We start from the raw sequence: 21122 nt of genomic DNA, 5'->3' as shown, positions 1-21122 counted from the left end.
TTTAGTCCTTTGTTTCCAAGAATTTCTCTAATTTTTGCCAACTTCCTGACAATCCCTCCTTAATAAGTTGGTTCCACCTAGCTTGGGCATCTTTATTTATGCCATTTCGAGTTTCATTGTCATAGACTTCTTGGAGAATATTCATCTCCCGGTAGCCATCGAGATAGATGTCGTTGAGCATTGCTTCATACAGATTTGGTTCTAATTCAGCATTTTTCAGCCTATAAATCATTCTGTCCGCTGCTATTCTGGTTAGATCAAAATGCCGCTGTTCGTGATTATTTGCATAGTCATTTGCATGTTTTACCCAAGATTGACCAGGGAGCATATAAACTTTGATTTCTATGTTTTGTAAAATCTCTCCATTCTGAACCACAGCCTTGCCTTCTATTGCTATGCTACTAAAGATTGTTGCATTGAAAGAGCTACTAGGATTGGGTGTTTCTCTGAAATCATCCCAGGTTAGCGGTTTTGCAGGATCATAATAAACGGTGTCTTTTGTACTTGGTCTTTTAGGTTCTAAAACATTCACCCTGACTTTCTTTACCAATGCCCTGTTACTTAGATACTGTGAGCTGAGCCAGGCATCGAAGTAGGTCCAGCTATTTTCAAATAATTGGTGGATCGCTGTGTCCACGTTATTCGTTTGATTGGCAGGTCTGCCATATTCAGCTGTGCTATTGAAATCTACGAGTGGTACTTCAGATCCTTCGGAAATCAGAAAGAACCCTAAGCTGAGTTGAATATCACCTTTATAACCGCGGACATTGGGGACGTATATTTCCTTGAGATCAAGATTGTAGATTTTTACTCGAATCGAATAGGAGGGATTTTTTGAAGTGGTGATGTTACTGTTAAAAAAGGCCAAGGTTTGCTGATCTAATTTTCCTCCAAAACTTGCAGTATGCTTATTTCTATCAGAATCGTAGACCAGACCGATTGATTTTTGCACGCGTATATCCATGACTTCTTTGAAAAAATAGTCACGTGGTTGTGCTGGATTCTGTTGAAGCGAAAGCTTCAGTATCATTTCTTGACTTAAGCAATAACCTAGTGAAAGCAAGAATAAGAAAATTGCTAAAAGTGAAGTTCTCATGAGTTGGCAAACGGAAATCTATACCTCTTGTTGGGGATATAAGAAAAGACTCAAACTGTTCTTTTACTAATTATTTATAATTCAGCCTTCGAATTTAAAGTCACCTTGTTCAAATTAAAAACAAACCTAGGATACTTCAGTCGTCAGCCTTACCAATAGAGAGATTTGTCCTAAATGGTAAATGTCATGGTGAAGAATTCCATGGATCAGTTCATAGTAGTTATAGTTTTTGTTGACAACTTGTTTTTCAAAAATGGAATCGTCCAGATTAGATAAATATTCCAACCACCCCTGTTGGGAATTACGAAAACGATTAAGTGTTTTTAGCCATTCTGCTTCAGATGGATCTATAATAGCCTGAAAGTAGTTATCCTCAGGGCTTGAATACGTGTTTTTTGGCAAGCTAGCTAAAACCACCTCCCGCCAACTTATAAGGTGATTAAGTATTTCCCAGATGGAGTTAGTTTTAGTAGAAAATTTGTAAGTAGCCTGGTTAATATTGATTTGGGTTAATTTTTCTTGAAAATTCACTCCAAGCCAGCAATCTCCATCGTATTGCTTGGCAAAGAGACTTTTTACTCGCTGGGATTCTTTCATCATTTGGCTCTATGTGAGCTTTCAAAATACAAAAATGTATCAAGTTTACGTTTGAATAGAATACAAATAATCACTTCGGTTGAGGCAAAAAAAGAAGTGTAGCTTTTGACTACACTTCTTTTTTACTGGTGACTCTAAAATTAGTTGAATAGCACAGGAGCAAAGATACTTAAGTAATCTCTCCAGTTTGCCCAAGTGTGTCCACCTGCACTTTCATGATATTCATGTTCGAGACCAGTTTTATCAAGGATTGAAAGCAGACGTTTGTTGGAATCCATTACAAAATCATCTACACCGCAGGCTACCCAATATTTTTCAACGCCGGAAGCCTTAAGAGCTGTGAATTTTTTCTCCAGTTCTGCCATATCAGCATTTGCATCAAAAATACCAGAACTGAAAACTCCGATGTAACCGAAGGTTCCAGGATTCTCAATAGATGCAGTGATGGTATGTCCACCTCCCATAGAAAGCCCTGCAAGTGCTCTACCATCTTTATTGGCGATCACGCTGTAATTTTTTTCAATGTAGGGGATCACATCTTTCACTAAGCTTTCCTCAAACTTACCTTGGAATTGCGCTCTATTTTCTCTCGTGATTGTTTCTACACCAGGCTTGTTTTGCAGCGTACTGGTTTGCCAAGCATTTCCGTTCGTCATGACAATCAACATTGGTTTTGCTTTGCCTTCTGCAATCAGATTATCCAAAATGTAATTTGCTCTTCCTAATGCAGACCAAGCATCTTCGTCACCTCCAGCACCATGAAGCAAGTACAGAACCGGGTATTTATCATTTCCGGAATCGTATCCAGGAGGAGTGTAAACGTACATTCTACGATAGCTTTCAAGAGAAGGCGATTGATACCAAACCTTGGAAATATTTCCGTGAGGCACTTTATTCAATTCAAAAGTGCTAGCTCCAGCTCCAGGAACCATAAGCAAACTTGCATAGCGAGTTCCATCTCTCAGCGCTTCAGGATTGGTCGGGTCAATAGCAGATACCCCATCAATAAAGAAATTGTAATGATACATAGAAGAGGGAAGAGGGTCTATGGTTGCAGACCACACGCCATCTTCTCCTTTGGTTAACGGCAAGGTTTCTCTGAAGCCCATCCAGCTGCCATTCACAGTGACTTCATTTGCATTGGGAGAAAATACCCGAAAACTCACAGAATTATCTGGACCAACTTCCGGGGAGACCACTTTGGGTGCCTGCATGGCACTGATCTCCTGTGCTGGGGTAGTATGGACGCTTCCAAATACTAAGAGAGCGGATAAGGCAGATTTTAACATGTGTAGTTTCATGATCTTGGGGTTGGATTACTTGAATAATTGAGGAGCAAACTGAGTTAAATACACTCTCCAGTTTCTCCAGATATGTCCGCCTTCTGATTCTACATATTTATAAGGCATTCCCATAGCATCGAGCTTTGCACGGTATTCCTTATTTGCATCATATAAGAAATCAGTTTTGCCGATTGCAATCCAATACAATTTGTAGCCATTATCCATCTGAGCTTTCAAAGTACCATCGATATCATTATAAACTTTGCTAGTTGCATCTTCTCGAGGCATAATCGCAGCAGAGAAAAGACCCATGTAATCAAACGTGTTTGGGTAAAATCTAGAAATGTGCATGGTGTGATATCCGCCCATAGAAAGACCAGCAATAGCACGATTGGTTTTGTCAGCTTTGATTTGGTAGTTACTTTCTACGAATTTAATGATGTCGGAGAAACTTGCTTCATAAGTTCCATCCATGGTTTTTGGGATCATAAAGGCAGGCTTATACATTCCTTCATTTCCTTCTCCTGGAGCTGCGTCTTGGATCACATTACCGTTTGGCATTACAACAATCATTGGTTTTGCTTTGCCTTGAGCGATTAAATTATCCATGATTTGTGCTGTTCTTCCCAAAGCAATCCAAGCTTCTTCATCGCCGCCAGCTCCATGCAATAAGTAAAGCACTGGAAATTTTTCACTTGACTGCTCGTAACCTGGAGGCGTGTAAATGGTCAGCCTACGGTCCATTCCCAATGTCGGAGAGTCGTACCATCTTTTGGCAACTGTGCCATGCGGAACATCTTTTACTCTATATAAAGAAGCTTGTCCTTCCCCGACCAAAAATACATTGGTGACAGAAGCCACATCACGGATCAAAAATGGATTGTTCGGATCGGTTACTTTTAAACCGTCCACAATGAATGAATAACTATAGAGTTCAGGCGATAGGGACGTAGAGGTGAAGGACCAGACCCCTTTATCATCTTTAGTCAATGCTGCTTTTCCAGGACCATCCATTTGTCCCATTGGAGTTTCCATTTTTACAGTGGGAAGAAAATCCCCTGTAATTTCCACGTCAGTGGCATTGGGAGCAGCAAAGCGGAAAGTAACTGTGCTGTTTTCGTGAATTTCCGGAGAGGTAATTTGCTGAGCACCGAAGAGTGCTTCTTGTGCCTGAACAATTGTTCCGATCAAGACTATCGACAATAGGGTTAGGAATAGATTTTTTTTCATGAGATAGGTATGTATTAGGTTTTGATTCTTGGGTTTAAGAAGTTGAAATAACAAAACAAACAGCTATTGTGTCATGGTGACAATTAAAGAAGAATAAGGAGAATTTCCTAAGAAGTAATGACAAAAGGAGCTAATGATAATTGTATCAAAATGTGTTTTGGGAGAATATTTACTTCAATTTCCACTGCTCCACCTTTCCAACAGTGAATAAAAAGCTGCATATGGCCCAGAAGGACTAGTATAAATGCTATCGGACGAAAGGTGTACGCAATTGTACAGTTTTGAAATAGGCTTTAGAATCAAATTCACAGTTTATAAAATTTCTCAAAATTAAATTTCCTTAACACCGCAAAAGTGCTGCAACCTAGTTTTTAGTAGAAAATGGAAAAAACTGTCCGCTTACATTACAGACGGTCAAAGAAGTGCTCAGTAAGTGAACAGGTTTTGTTAAAAAATTGTGATCGAATCAAAACTTAATTCTGAATATCTGTTAAAAAATGAATGGATTTAAAAAATATGAAGGTTTAGGAAAAGAAAGTTTTATTGGATTGGTATGCCATTAGCATTAGAGCAAGCACAACTCTAAACCAACATTTTATGAAAACTTTACTAACAGTAGCACTTGCCTCAGCATTATCTTTTAGCTCTTTTATCGCAAATGCAAGCGAAGATTTGAAAGCACTTTCAAGTGTAAACTCTAACTACAAGAAAATCAATGTCACTCTTAATGAAGGGGTAGGCACAGCGAAAATTTCCATTCTAAAAGCAGATGGTAAAATATTGAGTAGTAGAAACGTTCGTGTTAAAAATGAGAATTTGATGGTTCCCTATGATATGAATAGTTTGCCAGCCGGTGATTATCAAGTGAAAATTGTGACCGACAAAGAAGAGGTAGTTTATACAGTCAAAACTACAGAACGTCCAATTGCAACTGCCGATTTGCCACTAATGGCTTACGGTAAAATCATAGATGAAAATACCGTGAGTCTAACTCTAGTAGGGTTAGCGGAGCCAGGAGTACAGGTAAAAGTATTTTCTTCTGAGTCAGGAAAAATGATTTATGAAGAGAAAGTGGATGAGCCAAAAGGATTTAAAAAGAACTATTCCTTCAATGGTGTGAATTCAAATGAAGTTTACCTTGAATTAAAAGACGCTCAAGGAAGAAGTAAAACACTTTACTTCTAAGAGCTAAGCCAACTATCACTACAAGCCCTGATCTATGGAGGTCAGGGCTTTTTTATGCTTTAACCAAAGTGGTCTCAGACAATTTGGTAGAGGGCACAGTTAGCTCATTTCATATGAACCATGTTCCCTAACTTTCATAAGTTTTTCCACTACAACCACTTTTTCCGTTTGAAGTAAATAAAGGGCAAGATTGCAGAGCAAATCATGGCAATTAGTACAATTGGGTAGCCATAGGCATATTTCAATTCAGGCATTATTTCAAAATTCATCCCATAAACTCCCGCGATAAACGTAGGGAGAGATACACAAACCGTGACCACTGTAAGCATTTTAAAAATATGATTTTGCTCCAGGTCAATTTTGTTTGAAACGTTCTCTCTCAAATCATCCAAACGGTCAAAATTGAACTGAATATAATCGGAAATCACAGTCAGGTCATTCAATTCTGCGCGAACATTTTCTCTGAGTTCTGCATGTTCTTCCCAGTTACTTTTGATGTATAATCGTAATACTCGAGTTGTTTCAAGCAGTGCTTCTTTGATCAATAAGTTGTTGAAGTTATACTTTGTGATGATGTCCATTACATTGCTTGAGAATTCCTTTTCTATCAGAATTTCGTTGGCTAATGCCTTTACTTTTCTACTGAGACTCTCTGTGATATCTGCGAAATAGTCTGATATAAATTCAAACTGAAATTTGAAAATACCATTCAATTCAGGGATTCTTTGTAAAGAATTGATTTTGGCAGGATACATCTCATTGAAATAGGTATCAAGATTGGCGCTGGTAAAAAGGAAAAGACCAGTTTGAGTTATGATAATGAACAATGGCTCTTCGATCATCCTTTTTTCAGCATTGTAGTAAGGTATGGAAAAGTGAAATGCTGCCTGGGTATGGTTTTCCAAAAAGTGGGAGCTGATCTCTATATCCTCATAATGCTTCATGATCGTGAAGTCAAGTCCATAATTCTGCTCAAGCCATTTCAAATCAGCGTTGCTGTAATCCAGAAATTGCATCACATGAAAATCCAGTTCAGTAACTGAAAGTTCACTCACCGCTTGAGCTTTGAAGGATTTTTTGTTTTTGAGGAGGATTTCGATCATACTATCAAGGTATTAAAAACTGAAAGCTATAACATTTGAAGGAGGAGAAATTCAAATTTGACGGTTAAATGATCAATTAACTTTTCTATTCCTAACAATCCAAAATGCTACCATGATATTTGGTACCCAGCACAGCCATGCGACAATGTGATATGCTGGAATAAATTGCCCGTCGTGTATGGCTATCAAAATAGGCAACCAGATTCTCAATGTAACTGCCGCAAAACATGCCGCATAGCTAAAGATCATCCAGTTTTCGTGTGAATCAAAATCATGTTTTTTCGCAGTAAACCAACCCATCATGGTGGTGCTTAACCAAATGACTCCTAAGGACACAAAACCTAGTATGCTGACCATTCCTCCTGTTGCAAATATTCCAATATAAATACCAGCTATACTGCTAAAGAAAGCGAAAGTAACATACGCCATCCCTATTTTCTTGTGGATTTTCCGGTTCCTATCTCGAAAACCTTTTGGGAATTGTGTCCAACCAATTACTAGTGCGAAGCCTCCGAGGATGATATGGGTGTAAAAAGCCAGGTTCCAAATCGGGCTGCTAAGAAGTTCTGCAGATTTCGACTGCAGTAAGCCAAAATTCCTTTCCAGAATAAAATAGAGTAGTGGGTAGAGACCGGTTACAATACACATGACAGCAAATATCCACCAGCCAAACTTTCTAAAAAAAGTTTTCATAGATGCTCGATTTTAGATCAAGTGGTGTTTTGAGTATAGAATATTTGCATAGTTAATTACTTCGAGAGGTACTTTTCCAACTGGTCAAAAGTGCCTCCAAATCCGAATTCCATATTGCCGATGTTATCTTCGAATACCTTTTTGGATTCATCAGAAGCATTGTGAGGAAAGGAAACCAGATCTATTCTGGACTTCTGGTCATCCTCATAAAACTCCAAGTCCAAGATCATCTGCAGCGGCCAATCAGCTCCAAATGGTATTTCTGGGGCTTTGACCGTTTCACCAGCTTCATTTGAAAAAGAATTTATAAACTGAAGCTTGGAAGATTCTTTGATTTCTTTAAGAACCCATTTTGCCCACATCTCAGTGCCGTCTTTTCCCCGGAGCACAAAGTGAACCGTACCTTCTGGATAAAATTCGAAAGTCTTTATTTCCATTTCAAATCCCAGTGGTCCCCACCATTGCTGCAAGCTTTCGGAAGAAGTAAAAGCCTTGTAAACATCTTCTTTGGATTGGGTAAAGTATCGGGTGATTTCGAGTTGTGCTGACATGTGTGCAAAGGGTTAATATTATTAAAAACTGAAACTGTTTACTGACCACTGCCTTCCGCGTGATCCACCATTTTCCCGTCTAGTGTCATGTATTCGCCCATACAGTCGGCTGTCATGCAAGAATGAACGGGAAGAATTCCCAAGATGTCGCCAACTTTCACTTTTGCGAGCAACTCATCCGAAGCTTTAATAATCCCATGCTCCTGAGAAATGCTTTTTAAGAAGGATTTGTCTTCAGGGATAGTCCAGCCATTTTCATTAAGGTAGACTACTTCTCCGAAGTTCTTCAGGCCATTTTCTCCTACGAGCACATCTTTAGCTAGGTGAACTCCGCCACCATGAACCAAAATTTCTTTGCGGTCCTTTTTGATGTCCACTACAGGGACAGCCAGACAAACGGCGATGTCCTCTTTATCACATCCACCTAGTTCTGCTTGCATCAAATCGTAGAAGACAAAATTTCCAGGTCCCATTTCATCGATATCTCCAAAGTCTTCCATCACTGCGCAGCCAGGAGTATCGCCAGTTCGTGTAACTAGCTTTGGGTATTCGGAATTGTACTTATGTTTTAGCATACTCAGGGCATTGCGGGTTTGCTCATAAAGCGCCGGAATATCAGGCATGTAATAGGAGTGACCGGCATGAAGGTAAAATCCTTTGAAATTGAGTTTGTCAGACTTTTTGGCGATTAACAAAATTTCCTCGATCAAACCGAAATCAGATACTTCTACGCCTGTTCTACCGTAACCTGCATCAATTTCAATGAAAAAGCCAACAGGATATTCCAATTGGTCTACCAGCATTTGTGCTGTGGTAGCATTGATTACCTGAACTGAAATAGATTGCTTTGCTGCGATTTTATTGAGTTTTGGGATCTCCAGTGGGTTAAATGGAAAAGCGATGTGAATGTTGACCCAGCCTTGTCCAGCCAGGTATTCAGCCATTTTCATAGAAGAAGCAGTCACTTCGGTGATATTATATTCTTTTGCCCAATCACCAATTTGGTTGGACTGAGCGGTTTTGAAATGCGGAACAAGCTTCATGTCATGACGTGCAGCTTTATCAGCCATGCGTTTGATGTTTGCCCGGCAGATTTTTTCGTCCAGTAGAAGTGTAGGGGAGGTTATTTTATTGAGGTAGCTCATGAGGAATTGTTGAGTTATTAAAAATTTTATTGAAAGTAAGAAAGATTTACGAAGTGGGAAGAACGATTTAAGAGATTCCTAGGAGTTGAGGTTTGGTTTTTCTCGCGGCGGCGCAGCGGCGCAACGATAATAGAGATTAGTGAAAACCCCGAAGGATATTATCTGCGAAATACGATTTACAAGATTTCTGAAAAATTGAAATGATTTTTAAAATCAAGCTAACCTCAGGCTGGATGAAATTAGAAATTGTGCCTTTACCCTCTAGTTGGATATTCTTTAATTTCGTTCGGAGTAAATTCAAAAAACCTTCGAGGTTTCGAAAACCTCAAAGGTAAAGAAACATGAAATTGCGCCTTTGCGCCACCGCGGGAGATATGACAAGAGAAATTCTCATCCCAATGCAGGTAACACCATCAATTCTGTTAATTTTGTCACCCAATAAAAACGGCCGAAATCGGCCTAAATAGCATTCTTAATTGCCTCAAAACCTTCATGGAAGCAAAGAAAATACGGAGCACCTTTATTGAGTTTTTCCAATCCAAGCAGCATCACTACGTTCCCTCATCACCGATTGTGGTCAAAAATGACCCAACATTGATGTTTACAAATGCTGGAATGAACCAGTTCAAAGACGCATTTCTAGGTAATGAAACCGCCAAATATTCCCGTGTCGCCAATTCTCAGAAATGCCTTAGGGTAAGTGGTAAGCACAATGATCTCGAAGAAGTGGGCGTGGATACCTATCACCACACCATGTTTGAGATGCTGGGCAACTGGTCTTTTGGAGATTACTTTAAGAAGGAAGCGATCGAATGGGCTTGGGAGTTATTGACTGAAGTTTATGGCTTGGATAAAGACAGGTTGTATGTGTCCGTATTCCAAGGCGATGCCGGTGATAACTTAGGTCTCGATCAGGAGGCCTATGACCTTTGGAAAGCTATAGTTCCTGAGGATCGTATTATCATGGGTTCCAAAAAGGATAACTTCTGGGAAATGGGTGATGTGGGACCATGCGGACCTTGTTCGGAGATCCACATTGATTTGAGACCGGATGCTGAGAGAGCTCTTATTGCGGGTAAGGATTTGGTGAATAATGATCATGAGCAAGTGATCGAGATCTGGAACTTGGTATTTATGCAGTTCAACAGAGTCTCTGATGGATCCTTGAAGCCATTGCCAGCAACGCATGTAGATACAGGAATGGGCTTTGAACGTTTGGTGAGAGCTATTCAACACAAATCCTCCAATTACGATACCGATTTATTTGCGCCATTCTTGGCTGCTTTGTCTAAGAAATCTGGCAAAGTTTACGGAGAAGATTTGCCGACAGACATTGCATTCCGTGTAATTGTGGATCATATTCGTGCGATTTCATTTACTATCGCTGATGGGCAGTTGCCTTCCAATAATAAGGCTGGATATGTGATTCGTAGAATCCTGAGAAGAGCGGTTCGTTATGGATATACCTTCCTAGGTTTCCACGAGCCATTTTTATATGAGTTGACCAGTCTGATTGCAGATAATTTCGGAGATATTTTCCTGGAAGTAAGACAGCAGCAGGAGTTTATATCCAAAGTGATTTTCGAAGAGGAGACTTCCTTTCTTCGTACGCTGGATAACGGCCTGAAAATGCTCGATCAGATTAAATCTGAATTGAGTGAGAAAGGTGAGAATGTCATTCCAGGTAAAACTGCTTTTGAACTATATGATACTTTCGGATTTCCACTAGACTTGACATCTCTGATTGCCCGTGAAAGCGGATTGTCTTTGGATGAAAAAGGCTTTGCGCAGGAAATGGAAGCTCAAAAGACTCGCTCCCGTGCCGCATCTGAATCTGAAACAGGCGATTGGGTAATTGTGAACGAAGATAATGGTGTTGAGTTTGTAGGGTATGATTATCTCAAAGCGCATGCTCAGATCATCAAGTATCGTGTGATTTCTGATAAAAAAGGAGACAAATACCAATTGGTTTTGGACAAAACGCCTTTCTACGCAGAGAGCGGCGGACAGGTAGGAGATACAGGTTGGCTGATTTCTGAGACGGAGAAAGTCAAGGTAATTGATACTAAGAAAGAGAACGATCTGATTGTTCATTTTGTAGAAAAGCTTCCAACTAATCCTGGTGCGCAGTTCGGTGCTGAGGTGGATGCTGATAAGCGTTTTCTGACAGAGAATAACCACACGGCAACACACTTGCTGCAGTCGGCTTTGAAAGAAGTATTGGGAGACCACATTCAGCAACGTGGATCTTTAGTCAATCAGAATTTGCTTCGCTTTGATTTTTCCCATTTCAGTAAATTGACTGATGAGGAGATCTCTAAAGTAGAGGATATTGTAAATGAGAAAATCAGACAGAATATCCCTCTTTCAGAGCAAAGAAATGTCCCAATTGAAGAAGCTAAAAAGCAAGGTGCTACAGCGCTTTTTGGAGAGAAATATGGCGATTATGTTCGGGTAATTACCTTCGATAAAGATTTCTCAGTGGAACTCTGTGGTGGAACTCACGTGCCGCAGACCAGTAAAATAGGTTTGTTCAAGATCGTATCTGAAGCATCTAGTGCTTCTGGTGTCCGTAGAATCGAAGCTATCACAGCCAAAGCTGCGGAGGATTATTTCCGCAAGCAAGATCATTTGGTGAAGGAAATTCAGGAATTACTGAAAAACCCTAAGGATCTAATGAAGTCTATCGAGACTTTGCTTCAGGAGCGAAATGACCTGAAGAAAGAAATTGAAGGTTTACATTTGGAGAAATCGGCTGGAGTGAAAGTTGAGTTATTGAAGCAGTTTGTAGCTGGTGACGGTATCAATACCTTGATAGCTCAAGTGGAACTGCCAAATGCGGATTCATTGAAAAAGCTGGCTTATGAGCTGAAAAATGAGACTGAGCATGCTTTTGTGATTTTGGCAGCAAAAGTGGAGGATAAACCTCAGATTGCGGTGATTATAGATGAAGAGTTAATTGCTAGTAAAAATCTAAATGCAGGTCAAATCGTTAGGGAATTGGCTAAAGAGATCCAAGGTGGAGGTGGTGGACAAGCGTTTTTTGCCACTGCTGGAGGAAAAAATCTAGCTGGACTAGAAAATGTAGTGACCAAAGCCAAGGAGTTATATCTTTAGAAAATAGAAAAAAATGCGCGGATGCTAAGCGAAGAATTAAGGAATAAATATCAATTGATCATCGGTTTGGAGGTGCATGCGCAGCTTTTGACTGAGAGTAAAATGTTTGCTGCTGATGCTAACGAGTATGGCAAATCGCCGAATACACAGATTTCGGTAATTACCCTTGGTCACCCTGGTACCTTACCGAAAGTCAACCGGAAAGCAATTGCCTATGCCATCAAAATGGGGTTGGCTTGTAATTCTGAGATTACCCGACACAATGTCTTTGCCCGCAAAAATTACTTTTATCCGGATCTTCCAAAAGGCTATCAGTTGACACAGGACAAAGGTCCAATTTGCGTAGGCGGGACTGTACCGATTCAGCTGGCTGACGGCCGTAAAAAGGATGTGATTCTCAACCGTGTCCATATGGAAGAGGATGCCGGAAAATCCATTCACCTAGCTGAAGAACCGGATACTTTAGTGGATTTTAACCGCGCCGGTACTCCATTGATAGAAATCGTAACTGAGCCTGATATTCATAGCCCAGAAGAAGCCTACGCTTTTCTTGCTGAGGTGAAAAAGCTGGTGAAATACTTAGATATCTGTGATGGAAATATGGAGGAAGGTTCGCTACGCTGCGATGCCAATGTGTCTGTGATGCTGAAAGGCTCAAAAGAATTAGGCAAAAAGGTAGAAGTGAAGAATATGAATTCCTTCCGCAATGTATTCCGTGCCATTGAACATGAGCATGAACGCCTGATAGGTTTGATAGAAGCTGGTGAAGAGGTGATTTCCGAAACCAGAACTTTTGATGCAAATACTGGACTCACTGCTAGTATGCGTACCAAAGAGGACTTGAACGACTATCGTTATTTCCCTGAACCGGATCTGAGCCCGGTGGTAATTTCCGACGAATGGCTAAATGCTGTCAAAGCTAGCATGCCAGTTCTGCCTAGAGATCTTCACAAAAAGTTTGTGGAGGAATACGGTCTTCCTGCCTATGATGCGAGCTTTTTGACGGAGACGAAGGAAGTTGCCTTATGGTTTGATGAGCTTTGCTCCAAAACCCCAAACTATAAAGCAGCGTCTAACTGGATGATGGGATCTGTGAAGTCCTCTTTGAATGAGCAATCTCTTTCAATCGTAGATTTCCCTATCAGTACCGATTCTCTTGCTGCGTTGATCGCTTTGGTCGATGCTGGAAAGGTAAGTAATACAGCAGCTTCGCAAAATCTCTACCCGGAAATGCTGAAGAGTGTAAGCGAAAGTCCGATGGAAATAGCGCAGCGACTGAATTTGATTCAGGAGAGTGATGAAGGCTCGCTAAGGCCTATAGTAGAGGAGGTTTTGGAAGCAAATGCAGCAAAGGTGAAAGAATATAAGTCCGGTAAAAAAGGCTTAATGGGCTTATTTATGGGACAAGTGATGAAGAAGTCCCAAGGAAAAGCAGACCCAAAAGTTGCGACGAAATTATTGACAGAATTATTAGAGAAATAACCCCATGTTAAATCGAATGAACGGTATTGTTTTACTTATCCTTTTGTCCATTTTTTCCTGTGAGGAAAAGAAGGTAAATGACGGGAAAGTTCAAATTTCAGGTACTATAGAAAATGCGCCTGCGGGGGCAGTGATACTTTCCCAATTTACTGAAAGTCGTCCTAAGGTTCTAGATACTCTTCAACTGGATAACAAAGGTAAATTTGAATATGAGGTAGCAGTGGATTCTCCTACATTCTATGAATTGAATTTGTATGGGCAAAAGTCAGTGAGACTGGCTCTTTTTAAAGATGACGTGAAAGTTGCTTATGATTTTTCAAATCCTGAGAGCTTGGCGATTGAAGGCTCAAAGGATTCTCAGGAGATGCTGAAGATAGAAAAGCTTATGGAGGCTTATCAGACTAAGGTCAATGCTCTCAATGAAGCGTATTATAAAGCGATGGGGGAAAATGATACAGAAGCAATAAAGCAGATTCAAACTGATGCAATGGCCTTGGAAAGTAACCAGTCAACTGAAGTGAAGAATGTGATCAACAGTATGGGAGATAGCTTTGCTTCTTTGGCGGCTATAGGACTTCTGAATCCTAAGAATGATTTCCAGTTTATGGATAGTCTAGTTGCCAAATTAGATGAGAAGTATCCAGAGACGAAGACAATTATTCAGCTCAAGCAGCAATTGGATGATATGAGAGCATTATCCATGGGGCAAGTAGCGCCTGAAATTGAACTTCCAAATCCTGCCGGAGAGACTGTAAAGCTTTCTGATTTACGTGGTAAATATGTGATGATTGATTTTTGGGCAGCTTGGTGTAAGCCATGCCGGGAGGAAAATCCAAATGTGGTCAAACTCTACAATGAATATAAGGACAAAGGTTTTGAGGTTTTTGGAGTATCATTAGACCGGACCAAAGAAGCTTGGGTTGATGCAATTGCGGAAGATGGATTGACCTGGACTCAGGTTTCTGATTTGAAATATTTCAATTCCGTAGCAGCGGAGCTCTATCAGGTAAATGCAATCCCTGCCACATACCTAATAGATCCAGATGGAAAAATTATTGGAAAAGACCTACGTGGCCCCAGTCTGAGGGCTAAGCTTGAAGAGATTTTTAACTGATCCTTTGCTCTGAGGAAACCATCAAAAAAGCCTTCTGATTTATATCGGAAGGCTTTTTTGATGGAAAGAGAAACATGAAAGGAAGGAAGAAAAAGTACCAAACAGTCCTTCCTTTAAAAATCGTTTCATTGAAAAAGGAATTGCAAAAGTTGTTTATCACCCGAGACAAATCTAGTGAAAAGATTCAAAAGAAAAACAATGATAAAGCTATTCTTATTGAATTAAATAGTAATTTTTCCTGATTTAGATTTAATATTCCTTGAATATTACTAATTCATTACCAAATCGATTATTTCGCTATTTTCTCGTAACTGGCAATAACCCCTCTTACCATTGCTGAACTGAACCCTTGGTGCTCCATTTCATTTAATCCTACTATTGTGCAGCCTTTAGGTGTGGTTACTTTATCTATAGCAGCTTCGGGATGCATGTTTTTTTGGATCATTAATTCTGCAGCACCTTTTACAGTTTGGTTTACTATCTTACTTGCTGTGACCGAATCAAAACCGATTTGAATTCCACCTTGGATCATAGCCCTCATAAACCTCAACACATAGGCAATTCCACAAGCGCCTAACACAGTTGCTGCTTCCATCAAGCTTTCGTCAATTGGAATAGTAAATCCAATACCATCGAATAGTTCTGAAACCAGCTGAATTTGATCCAGATTGGCATGTTGGGAACAAACACAGGTCACCGATTCCTGAATGTCCGCCGCAATATTTGGCATGGCTCGGAAGGCAATACTTGTAGGATCAATTACCTGATACATTTCTGCCAACGTTATTCCAGTCGCCAACGAGATGATGATTTGTTTAGTAGGATCTAGAGTAGGTTTGATCTCGTTCAGAATAGGAGTGATGTTATAGGGTTTCACACCTAGAATGATGATGTCTGCTCCTGCTGCAGCTGATACATTGTCACTTTGGATTTTCACCCCTTTTGCAGCAAAATCACCCAGACTATCTATATGCCTTTTGGTAAGCGTTAAGTTTTTTGGATCAAAATCATCTCTTCCCAACAAGCCATTTGCAATAGATGCTCCCAGGTTACCACAGCCGATGATGGCTATTTTCATTTTCGAAATCATAGAAAATATAATTTTTGATTGGATTTATTGTTTAAAGGTAAACAATACGACTGTTTTTATGCGAATTCATAAAATATTGTACAGGTTTAATTCCTTTAGTCAATTTTAAATTTAAAAATGGTAGACAAAAAAGCTTGACATAAAGTAAAGTTTGTTTTACATTTGGTAAAATAATTTTGTCTTATGAAAGAGAAATCAATATTACATGTGCCATTACTTTCTCCTGTTTGGAAGAAAGTAGCGTTTATGTTTTTCCCGCTTCCTGTTATCCTAGTCATTGGGATGGCTATTACTAAGATGGATATAAGTCCGGATGAATCTGCCCAAGTGATTTACGGTTGCTGGGCAATTGGCTTTGGGTTGCTGAATCTTTCCAGAGAGAAAGATGAAGATGAGATGATTAAGTCGTTCAGACTTCAGGCATTTCAAACAGGCTCTTATTGGCTGATTTGGGGTATTAGTGCTTTAATGCTAACCAACTACCTACGCTTTGATAGTATTAACTCAGAGATATTCACAGCCTATTTAGTATTGTTCTTGTTGAACGCTTACATCTACGCAGCATTTCAATATCAGAAGTTTATGGCTTCAAAGGATTAAGGATTAATGTGTTGTAATTAGTTTGAATACCGAAAGTACTATTGCCATAAATGAAAAATACCATAAAAATTGAGCGTGCCAGACATAATTTGACACAGCAGGATCTGGCGGAAAAAGTCAGTGTGTCCCGGCAAACTATCAACAGTATTGAGGCTGGGAAGTATGTGCCTTCCACTGTCTTGGCTCTTAAGATTTCAAAGATCTTTGGAATTAGACTAGAGGAGATTTTTGAGTTGGAAGAAGGGGATTGAACTAGTTATTACTGTTTTAGGTATGGAGAACAACTCGATTGTATGCAGTACTTCTTGGAATTTTTAAAGTTTTGAAAAAAGAAGAAGTAGTTTGATTCGAGAAATTACCTTTCTTGCGGACTATTTGAAAGTTTATGAAAAGACAAATTTCTCTCTTGATCATGCTTGTGGTCATGTCTCAGGTAGCATATTCACAGATTAACATGGAAGACTCCACAGTGAGAACAATTGCTTACTGGGATTTAAAAGAGACTAACTCCTACCAAATTACGCTAGCTTCATTTGAAATAATAGGTACTGACACGAGTAAATGGAATGAGATAGCGTATGTGGTAGATATGGAGGTTTTGGATAGTACAGAGAACAGCTATGAAGTGTCTTGGACATATCGGGATTTTGTATTGAATCTAGGGGAAAGGGATTCTGCATACCAAAGTTTAATGGAAAAGTTGATGACAATTTCGGAGGGTTCATTAGTTAAATTTCGAACAGATGAATATGGAGCTTTTCAAGAGGTGACAAACTGGGAAGATATTAGTGAGTTTTATAGAAAGAGCGGAGATACTCTTAAGTCGATGTTTGGAAACGTCCCTCAGATTAATGAAATGGTGGATCAAACCTTCGCAAGCTATAAAACCAAGAATTCCATTGAAACACAAAGCATTAAGGATGTCTTGCAGTTTCTTAATTTTCACGGTGCTGAATACAAACTTGGAGAGGAAATGTCCGGGGTTATAAACTCTCCAAATGTATTAGGGAAGAATAGGTTGGAAACCCAGGTTTATGTCCTTTTGGAAGAAATTTTTCCTGAAGACAATGATTATAGGATAGTATCGCTTTCAGAAGCAAATTCTGAGCAATTAGTTTCCGAAACGAGATTAGTACTGAAAATTATGATGCCAAAAGCCACGGAGGAAGAATTGAATGGATTGATGGCTGAAGTTGGTTCACTTTCAAATACTGTAGAAAATGTTTCAGTAATTCATGGTTGGGGTTGGCCTATTTATTCAGAAGAAATAAGAAGTGTTGGCTCTGATCAAAAAATTAAAGTCGAAATTCGAACAATTGAAATTCTATAAGCCTACTTTTTGGAATACCATTTGCATTTTTTCAGGGTTAAAAGACTCAAAAGTCTTACCTTCGTCGTTTTAGATAGAAACCCTTTTTGATGCCTAAACTTATTAGAATAACCACCGTTCCGATTTCTCTCAAACTGCTACTCGCTGGTCAAATGAAGTTTATGAGGGAGCAGGGTTGGGATGTACTGATGGTAAGTGCCGATGGCAGAGAAGTTTCCAAAGTAGTCAAGGAGGAAGGAGTTAGGCATGAGGTGATTCCTTTTACCCGTAAAATTACTCCATTCCAAGATTTAAAATGTCTGTGGCAATTGTATCAGTTAATCAAGAAAGAGCAACCTGATATTGTGCACACACATACCCCAAAAGCGGGATTGTTGGGGATGATTGCTGCGAAATTAGCTGGTGTGAAAGTAAGGATCCACACGCTGGCGGGGATTCCATACATGGCTGCTGAAGGTGGAAAAAAGAGTCTTCTGGAGAAAATGGAGAAGATTACCTACAGCTATGCTTCTCATGTTTGGCCAAATTCTATTGGCTTAAAAAACTTTGTGATTGAGAATAATCTATGCCCTTCTGAGAAATTGACAGTAATCGGTAAAGGGTCTTCAAATGGAGTGGATTTGGAGAAGTTTAACCGAGGAGTTTTGAAGGAAAACCATTTAGTAGCTGCCACCATGCGGATTCTTCCGGGAGAGGATGATTTTATCATGCTTTCGGTTGGTAGGTTGGTCAAAGACAAGGGAATCGAAGAGTTGGTTGATGCTTTTTTGAGTTCGAAAATCGTAGGTAAATCCAAACTTGTGCTTCTGGGAAGTTTTGAACAGGATCTAAATCCGCTCAGTCCTGAGACAATTAAAATAATCACTGATCACCCTAGAATTGTTCAGATTGATTGGTCTGACCATGTAGCTCATTACTTAGCATTGGCAGATGTATTAGTTCATCCATCACATCGTGAAGGTTTTCCAAATGTGCTTCTTGAAGCAGGAGCGATGGAACTTCCAGTGATTTGTTCAGATATTATTGGAAATACAGATGTAATCACTCAGCAGAAAACTGGATTAATTTTTCCTGTTAAAAATGTGGAAATTTTGAAGGAGGCGATGGAGTTTTCCTATGTCAAACGCGACAAAATAGCAGAGTTAGCGGCTAATCTTTACCAAGAAGTTTGTCAAAACTATGAACGAACTCAAATTCAAAATGAGATTTTCACTCAATACCAGTTCCTTTTGAAGGAGGCCGATAGCGTGGAATAGCTTATATTTAGGCGTCAAAACACTTGAATTTTCACCTATGAAATCAAGCATGACAGAAATGTCACATCCTGAGATGATTATTTAGTATGCTAGATTCAGATTGGCCTTTAAAAGACAAATCATAATCATATGAAATACCTGGTTACCGGAACTGCCGGATTTATTGGTTTTCACGTTGCACAGCAGCTTTTGAACAGAGGAGATGAGGTAGTCGGGCTAGACATAATCAATGATTACTACGATATCAATCTGAAATATGCTCGACTTGAGCATATGGGAATTCATCGAGAGCAAGTGGAAAAGGGGCAGATTGTCCAATCTACAACCAATTCAACATATAGATTTATCCAGCAGGATCTTGCTGTTAAGGAAACACTTCTTGATCTTTTTGCACAAGAAAAGTTTGATGTAGTCATCCATTTGGCTGCTCAAGCGGGTGTTCGATATTCTTTGAGCAATCCAGAAGTTTATATAGAAAGTAATATCGTCGCTTTCTTGAATATACTGGAAGCCTGTCGCTTTTATCCAGTCCAGCATTTGGTCTATGCCTCCTCCAGTTCTGTCTACGGTTCAAATGAGAAGATGCCATTCTCCACTTCTGATTCAGTAGATCACCCGATCAGTTTGTATGCAGCTTCAAAGAAGTCTAATGAGCTGATGGCGCATACCTACAGTCACTTGTTCAATATTCCTACCACAGGCTTGCGATTCTTTACGGTTTATGGTCCATGGGGTAGACCAGATATGGCATTGTTCCTGTTTACAGAAGCCATCGTGAAAGGTGAGCCGATTCAGGTGTTCAATTATGGCAAAATGAAGCGAGACTTCACTTACATAGATGATATAGTGACAGGTGTGATCAAAGTTGCAGATAGGCCCGCACGTCCAAATGTTGATTTTGATGGGCAGAATCCTGATCCGGGAAGTTCTGTAGCTCCATACAAAGTATACAACATTGGGAATTCTGCTCCAGTTTTATTGATGGATTACATACATGCTGTGGAGAAAGGATTGGGCAAAAAAGCCGAAATGAATTTGCTTCCAATGCAGCCAGGAGACGTACTTTCATCTCACGCAGAAGTTTCTGATTTAGTAAGAGATACAGGCTACAAACCAAATACACCAATTGACCAGGGAGTGAAATCTTTCACCGATTGGTATTTAGACTATTACAAAAAATAAGATGAGCAAATCAATATTGATCACAGGTGGAGCCGGATTTATCGGCAGCCATGTTGTACAACTTTTCGTTGAAAAATATCCACAATATAAGATCGTCAACCTCGATGCGTTGACCTATGCTGGAAATCTTGAGAATTTAAAAGCTGTAGAAGGAGCTTCAAATTATGCTTTTGAGAAAGCTGATATCCAGGATGCAGAAGCACTTGCAGCTATTTTTACAAAGCACAACATCACAGATGTAATACATCTGGCAGCGGAATCACACGTAGACAGATCAATCACTGATCCATTGGCTTTTGTGAGGACCAATGTTTTTGGAACTGTCAATTTGTTAAATGCAGCAAAGGAATTCTGGAAGGATAATCTCTCTGAGCACTTGTTTTACCACGTTTCTACGGATGAAGTTTATGGCTCCTTGCATGATGGTGGGTTCTTTTTGGAGACTACTTCATACGATCCCCAATCTCCCTATTCAGCTTCTAAAGCAGCATCAGATCATTTTGTAAGAGCTTATGCGAACACCTATCAAATGAAAACTGTGGTCTCGAATTGTTCAAACAATTATGGTCCAAACCATTTTCCTGAAAAGCTGATTCCTCTTTGCATTCACAATATCAGAAATAACAAACCTCTGCCGGTATATGGTAAAGGGGAAAATATCCGTGATTGGTTATTTGTGAAAGATCATGCGAGAGCTATAGATACAGTTTTTCATCAAGGAAAAGCTGGAGAAACCTACAATATTGGTGGATTCAATGAATGGAAGAATATTGATATAGTAAAGTTACTTTGCCAAAAAATGGATGAGAAGCTAGGTCGTGATGCTGGAACTTCTGAGAAACTGATCACTTACGTAAAAGACCGAGCCGGACATGACATGCGGTATGCCATCGATGCTACCAAGATCAAAGATGAGCTAGGCTGGGAGCCAAGTTTACAGTTTGAAGAGGGGATAGAAATTACTATCGATTGGTATTTGAATAATCAGGAGTGGCTTGATCATGTGACTTCCGGTGCATATCAGGAGTATTACGATAAGCATTACGAAAGTTAAATAGTTTAAAGGAC

General features: G+C 39.7%; 19 protein-coding genes. 10 read left to right on the top strand and 9 right to left on the bottom strand.

The window, feature by feature from the left end; all coding sequences use genetic code 11:
* Position 1: 1 nt before the first annotated feature.
* From AACZ87_RS05575 to AACZ87_RS05560, 4 genes are all read right to left on the bottom strand, one after another.
* On the bottom strand, positions 2-1096 hold the full coding sequence (locus AACZ87_RS05575; protein WP_339865649.1) for a hypothetical protein: 1095 nt from the start codon (positions 1094-1096) through the stop codon (positions 2-4).
* 126 nt (positions 1097-1222) lie between these two features.
* Positions 1223-1696: a DinB family protein gene (locus tag AACZ87_RS05570; RefSeq protein ID WP_339865647.1), complete on the bottom strand. Its 474-nt coding sequence runs from the start codon at positions 1694-1696 to the stop codon at positions 1223-1225.
* 137 nt (positions 1697-1833) lie between these two features.
* Positions 1834-2994, bottom strand: coding sequence for an alpha/beta hydrolase-fold protein (locus AACZ87_RS05565; protein ID WP_339865645.1), 1161 nt, complete (start codon positions 2992-2994; stop codon positions 1834-1836).
* Between the two features lie 15 nt (positions 2995-3009).
* On the bottom strand, positions 3010-4206 hold the full coding sequence (locus AACZ87_RS05560) for an alpha/beta hydrolase-fold protein (protein WP_339865643.1): 1197 nt from the start codon (positions 4204-4206) through the stop codon (positions 3010-3012).
* Positions 4207-4803: 597 nt separating this feature from the next.
* On the opposite strand from AACZ87_RS05560, the gene AACZ87_RS05555 reads away from it, so the two are divergent.
* Positions 4804-5391 carry a hypothetical protein gene (locus AACZ87_RS05555; protein WP_339865641.1) on the top strand — a complete coding sequence of 196 codons (588 nt, stop codon included), beginning with the start codon at positions 4804-4806 and terminating at the stop codon, positions 5389-5391.
* A 149-nt stretch (positions 5392-5540) separates the two neighbouring features.
* Here AACZ87_RS05555 and AACZ87_RS05550 read toward each other — a convergent pair whose 3' ends face one another.
* The 4 genes from AACZ87_RS05550 to AACZ87_RS05535 all read right to left on the bottom strand — a co-directional run bounded on the left by AACZ87_RS05550 (position 5541) and on the right by AACZ87_RS05535 (position 8883).
* A complete protein-coding gene (locus tag AACZ87_RS05550; protein WP_339865639.1) occupies positions 5541-6494 on the bottom strand; it encodes a CorA family divalent cation transporter in 954 nt (317 codons plus the stop codon).
* Between the two features lie 72 nt (positions 6495-6566).
* Positions 6567-7187: a DUF2306 domain-containing protein gene (locus tag AACZ87_RS05545; RefSeq protein WP_339865637.1), complete on the bottom strand. Its 621-nt coding sequence runs from the start codon at positions 7185-7187 to the stop codon at positions 6567-6569.
* 56 nt (positions 7188-7243) lie between these two features.
* Complete coding sequence (locus tag AACZ87_RS05540; RefSeq protein WP_339865635.1) at positions 7244-7738, bottom strand: SRPBCC domain-containing protein; 495 nt, start codon at positions 7736-7738, stop codon at positions 7244-7246.
* Between the two features lie 38 nt (positions 7739-7776).
* Complete coding sequence (locus AACZ87_RS05535) at positions 7777-8883, bottom strand: alanine racemase (protein WP_339865633.1); 1107 nt, start codon at positions 8881-8883, stop codon at positions 7777-7779.
* Between the two features lie 492 nt (positions 8884-9375).
* Between AACZ87_RS05535 and alaS the strand changes: the two genes are divergently transcribed.
* The 3 genes from alaS to AACZ87_RS05520 are packed head-to-tail and all read left to right on the top strand — an operon-like array spanning position 9376 to position 14596.
* Positions 9376-12000: an alanine--tRNA ligase gene (alaS, locus tag AACZ87_RS05530; protein WP_339865631.1), complete on the top strand. Its 2625-nt coding sequence runs from the start codon at positions 9376-9378 to the stop codon at positions 11998-12000.
* A 21-nt stretch (positions 12001-12021) separates the two neighbouring features.
* A complete protein-coding gene (gene gatB, locus AACZ87_RS05525) occupies positions 12022-13482 on the top strand; it encodes an Asp-tRNA(Asn)/Glu-tRNA(Gln) amidotransferase subunit GatB (RefSeq protein ID WP_339865629.1) in 1461 nt (486 codons plus the stop codon).
* 16 nt (positions 13483-13498) lie between these two features.
* A complete protein-coding gene (locus tag AACZ87_RS05520) occupies positions 13499-14596 on the top strand; it encodes a TlpA disulfide reductase family protein (RefSeq protein WP_339865627.1) in 1098 nt (365 codons plus the stop codon).
* A gap of 289 nt (positions 14597-14885) precedes the next feature.
* On the opposite strand, the gene proC is transcribed toward AACZ87_RS05520, so the two are convergent.
* Positions 14886-15686, bottom strand: coding sequence for a pyrroline-5-carboxylate reductase (gene proC / locus AACZ87_RS05515; RefSeq protein ID WP_339865625.1), 801 nt, complete (start codon positions 15684-15686; stop codon positions 14886-14888).
* A gap of 183 nt (positions 15687-15869) precedes the next feature.
* Here proC and AACZ87_RS05510 point away from each other — a divergent pair, with 183 nt between their 5' ends.
* The 6 genes from AACZ87_RS05510 (at position 15870) to rfbB (ending at position 21108) form a co-directional block, all read left to right on the top strand.
* A complete protein-coding gene (locus tag AACZ87_RS05510) occupies positions 15870-16286 on the top strand; it encodes a hypothetical protein (protein ID WP_339865623.1) in 417 nt (138 codons plus the stop codon).
* 50 nt (positions 16287-16336) lie between these two features.
* The gene (locus AACZ87_RS05505; RefSeq protein ID WP_339865621.1) at positions 16337-16537 is read left to right on the top strand and encodes a helix-turn-helix transcriptional regulator; all 201 of its coding nucleotides are present in this window, start codon (positions 16337-16339) and stop codon (positions 16535-16537) included.
* A gap of 134 nt (positions 16538-16671) precedes the next feature.
* Positions 16672-17616 carry a hypothetical protein gene (locus AACZ87_RS05500; protein WP_339865619.1) on the top strand — a complete coding sequence of 315 codons (945 nt, stop codon included), beginning with the start codon at positions 16672-16674 and terminating at the stop codon, positions 17614-17616.
* Between the two features lie 89 nt (positions 17617-17705).
* A complete protein-coding gene (locus AACZ87_RS05495) occupies positions 17706-18872 on the top strand; it encodes a glycosyltransferase family 4 protein (protein WP_339865618.1) in 1167 nt (388 codons plus the stop codon).
* A 129-nt stretch (positions 18873-19001) separates the two neighbouring features.
* Positions 19002-20054 (top strand): NAD-dependent epimerase, encoded by a 1053-nt coding sequence (locus tag AACZ87_RS05490; protein ID WP_339865616.1) that lies wholly within the window; start codon positions 19002-19004, stop codon positions 20052-20054.
* Position 20055: 1 nt separating this feature from the next.
* Positions 20056-21108: a dTDP-glucose 4,6-dehydratase gene (gene rfbB / locus AACZ87_RS05485; RefSeq protein ID WP_339865615.1), complete on the top strand. Its 1053-nt coding sequence runs from the start codon at positions 20056-20058 to the stop codon at positions 21106-21108.
* The last annotated feature ends 14 nt before the right edge of the window (positions 21109-21122 follow it).

The organism is uncultured Algoriphagus sp., from assembly GCF_963974365.1.
Taxonomy (GTDB): domain Bacteria; phylum Bacteroidota; class Bacteroidia; order Cytophagales; family Cyclobacteriaceae; genus Algoriphagus.
This window is presented reverse-complemented; position numbering and strand designations above follow the sequence as displayed.

Excerpts from the sequence above, each read along its gene's own strand:
- AACZ87_RS05570 (WP_339865647.1), bottom strand. The coding sequence starts at position 1,696 with ATGATGAAAGAATCCCAGCGAGTAAAAAGTCTCTTTGCCAAGCAATAC.
- gatB (WP_339865629.1), top strand. The coding sequence starts at position 12,022 with ATGCTAAGCGAAGAATTAAGGAATAAATATCAATTGATCATCGGTTTG.
- AACZ87_RS05500 (WP_339865619.1), top strand. The coding sequence starts at position 16,672 with ATGAAAAGACAAATTTCTCTCTTGATCATGCTTGTGGTCATGTCTCAG.
- alaS (WP_339865631.1), top strand. The coding sequence starts at position 9,376 with ATGGAAGCAAAGAAAATACGGAGCACCTTTATTGAGTTTTTCCAATCC.
- AACZ87_RS05535 (WP_339865633.1), bottom strand. The coding sequence starts at position 8,883 with ATGAGCTACCTCAATAAAATAACCTCCCCTACACTTCTACTGGACGAA.
- AACZ87_RS05575 (WP_339865649.1), bottom strand. The coding sequence starts at position 1,096 with ATGAGAACTTCACTTTTAGCAATTTTCTTATTCTTGCTTTCACTAGGT.
- AACZ87_RS05510 (WP_339865623.1), top strand. The coding sequence starts at position 15,870 with ATGAAAGAGAAATCAATATTACATGTGCCATTACTTTCTCCTGTTTGG.
- proC (WP_339865625.1), bottom strand. The coding sequence starts at position 15,686 with ATGATTTCGAAAATGAAAATAGCCATCATCGGCTGTGGTAACCTGGGA.
- AACZ87_RS05490 (WP_339865616.1), top strand. The coding sequence starts at position 19,002 with ATGAAATACCTGGTTACCGGAACTGCCGGATTTATTGGTTTTCACGTT.
- AACZ87_RS05555 (WP_339865641.1), top strand. The coding sequence starts at position 4,804 with ATGAAAACTTTACTAACAGTAGCACTTGCCTCAGCATTATCTTTTAGC.
- rfbB (WP_339865615.1), top strand. The coding sequence starts at position 20,056 with ATGAGCAAATCAATATTGATCACAGGTGGAGCCGGATTTATCGGCAGC.
- AACZ87_RS05520 (WP_339865627.1), top strand. The coding sequence starts at position 13,499 with ATGAACGGTATTGTTTTACTTATCCTTTTGTCCATTTTTTCCTGTGAG.
- AACZ87_RS05565 (WP_339865645.1), bottom strand. The coding sequence starts at position 2,994 with ATGAAACTACACATGTTAAAATCTGCCTTATCCGCTCTCTTAGTATTT.
- AACZ87_RS05495 (WP_339865618.1), top strand. The coding sequence starts at position 17,706 with ATGCCTAAACTTATTAGAATAACCACCGTTCCGATTTCTCTCAAACTG.
- AACZ87_RS05545 (WP_339865637.1), bottom strand. The coding sequence starts at position 7,187 with ATGAAAACTTTTTTTAGAAAGTTTGGCTGGTGGATATTTGCTGTCATG.
- AACZ87_RS05550 (WP_339865639.1), bottom strand. The coding sequence starts at position 6,494 with ATGATCGAAATCCTCCTCAAAAACAAAAAATCCTTCAAAGCTCAAGCG.
- AACZ87_RS05560 (WP_339865643.1), bottom strand. The coding sequence starts at position 4,206 with ATGAAAAAAAATCTATTCCTAACCCTATTGTCGATAGTCTTGATCGGA.
- AACZ87_RS05540 (WP_339865635.1), bottom strand. The coding sequence starts at position 7,738 with ATGTCAGCACAACTCGAAATCACCCGATACTTTACCCAATCCAAAGAA.
- AACZ87_RS05505 (WP_339865621.1), top strand. The coding sequence starts at position 16,337 with ATGAAAAATACCATAAAAATTGAGCGTGCCAGACATAATTTGACACAG.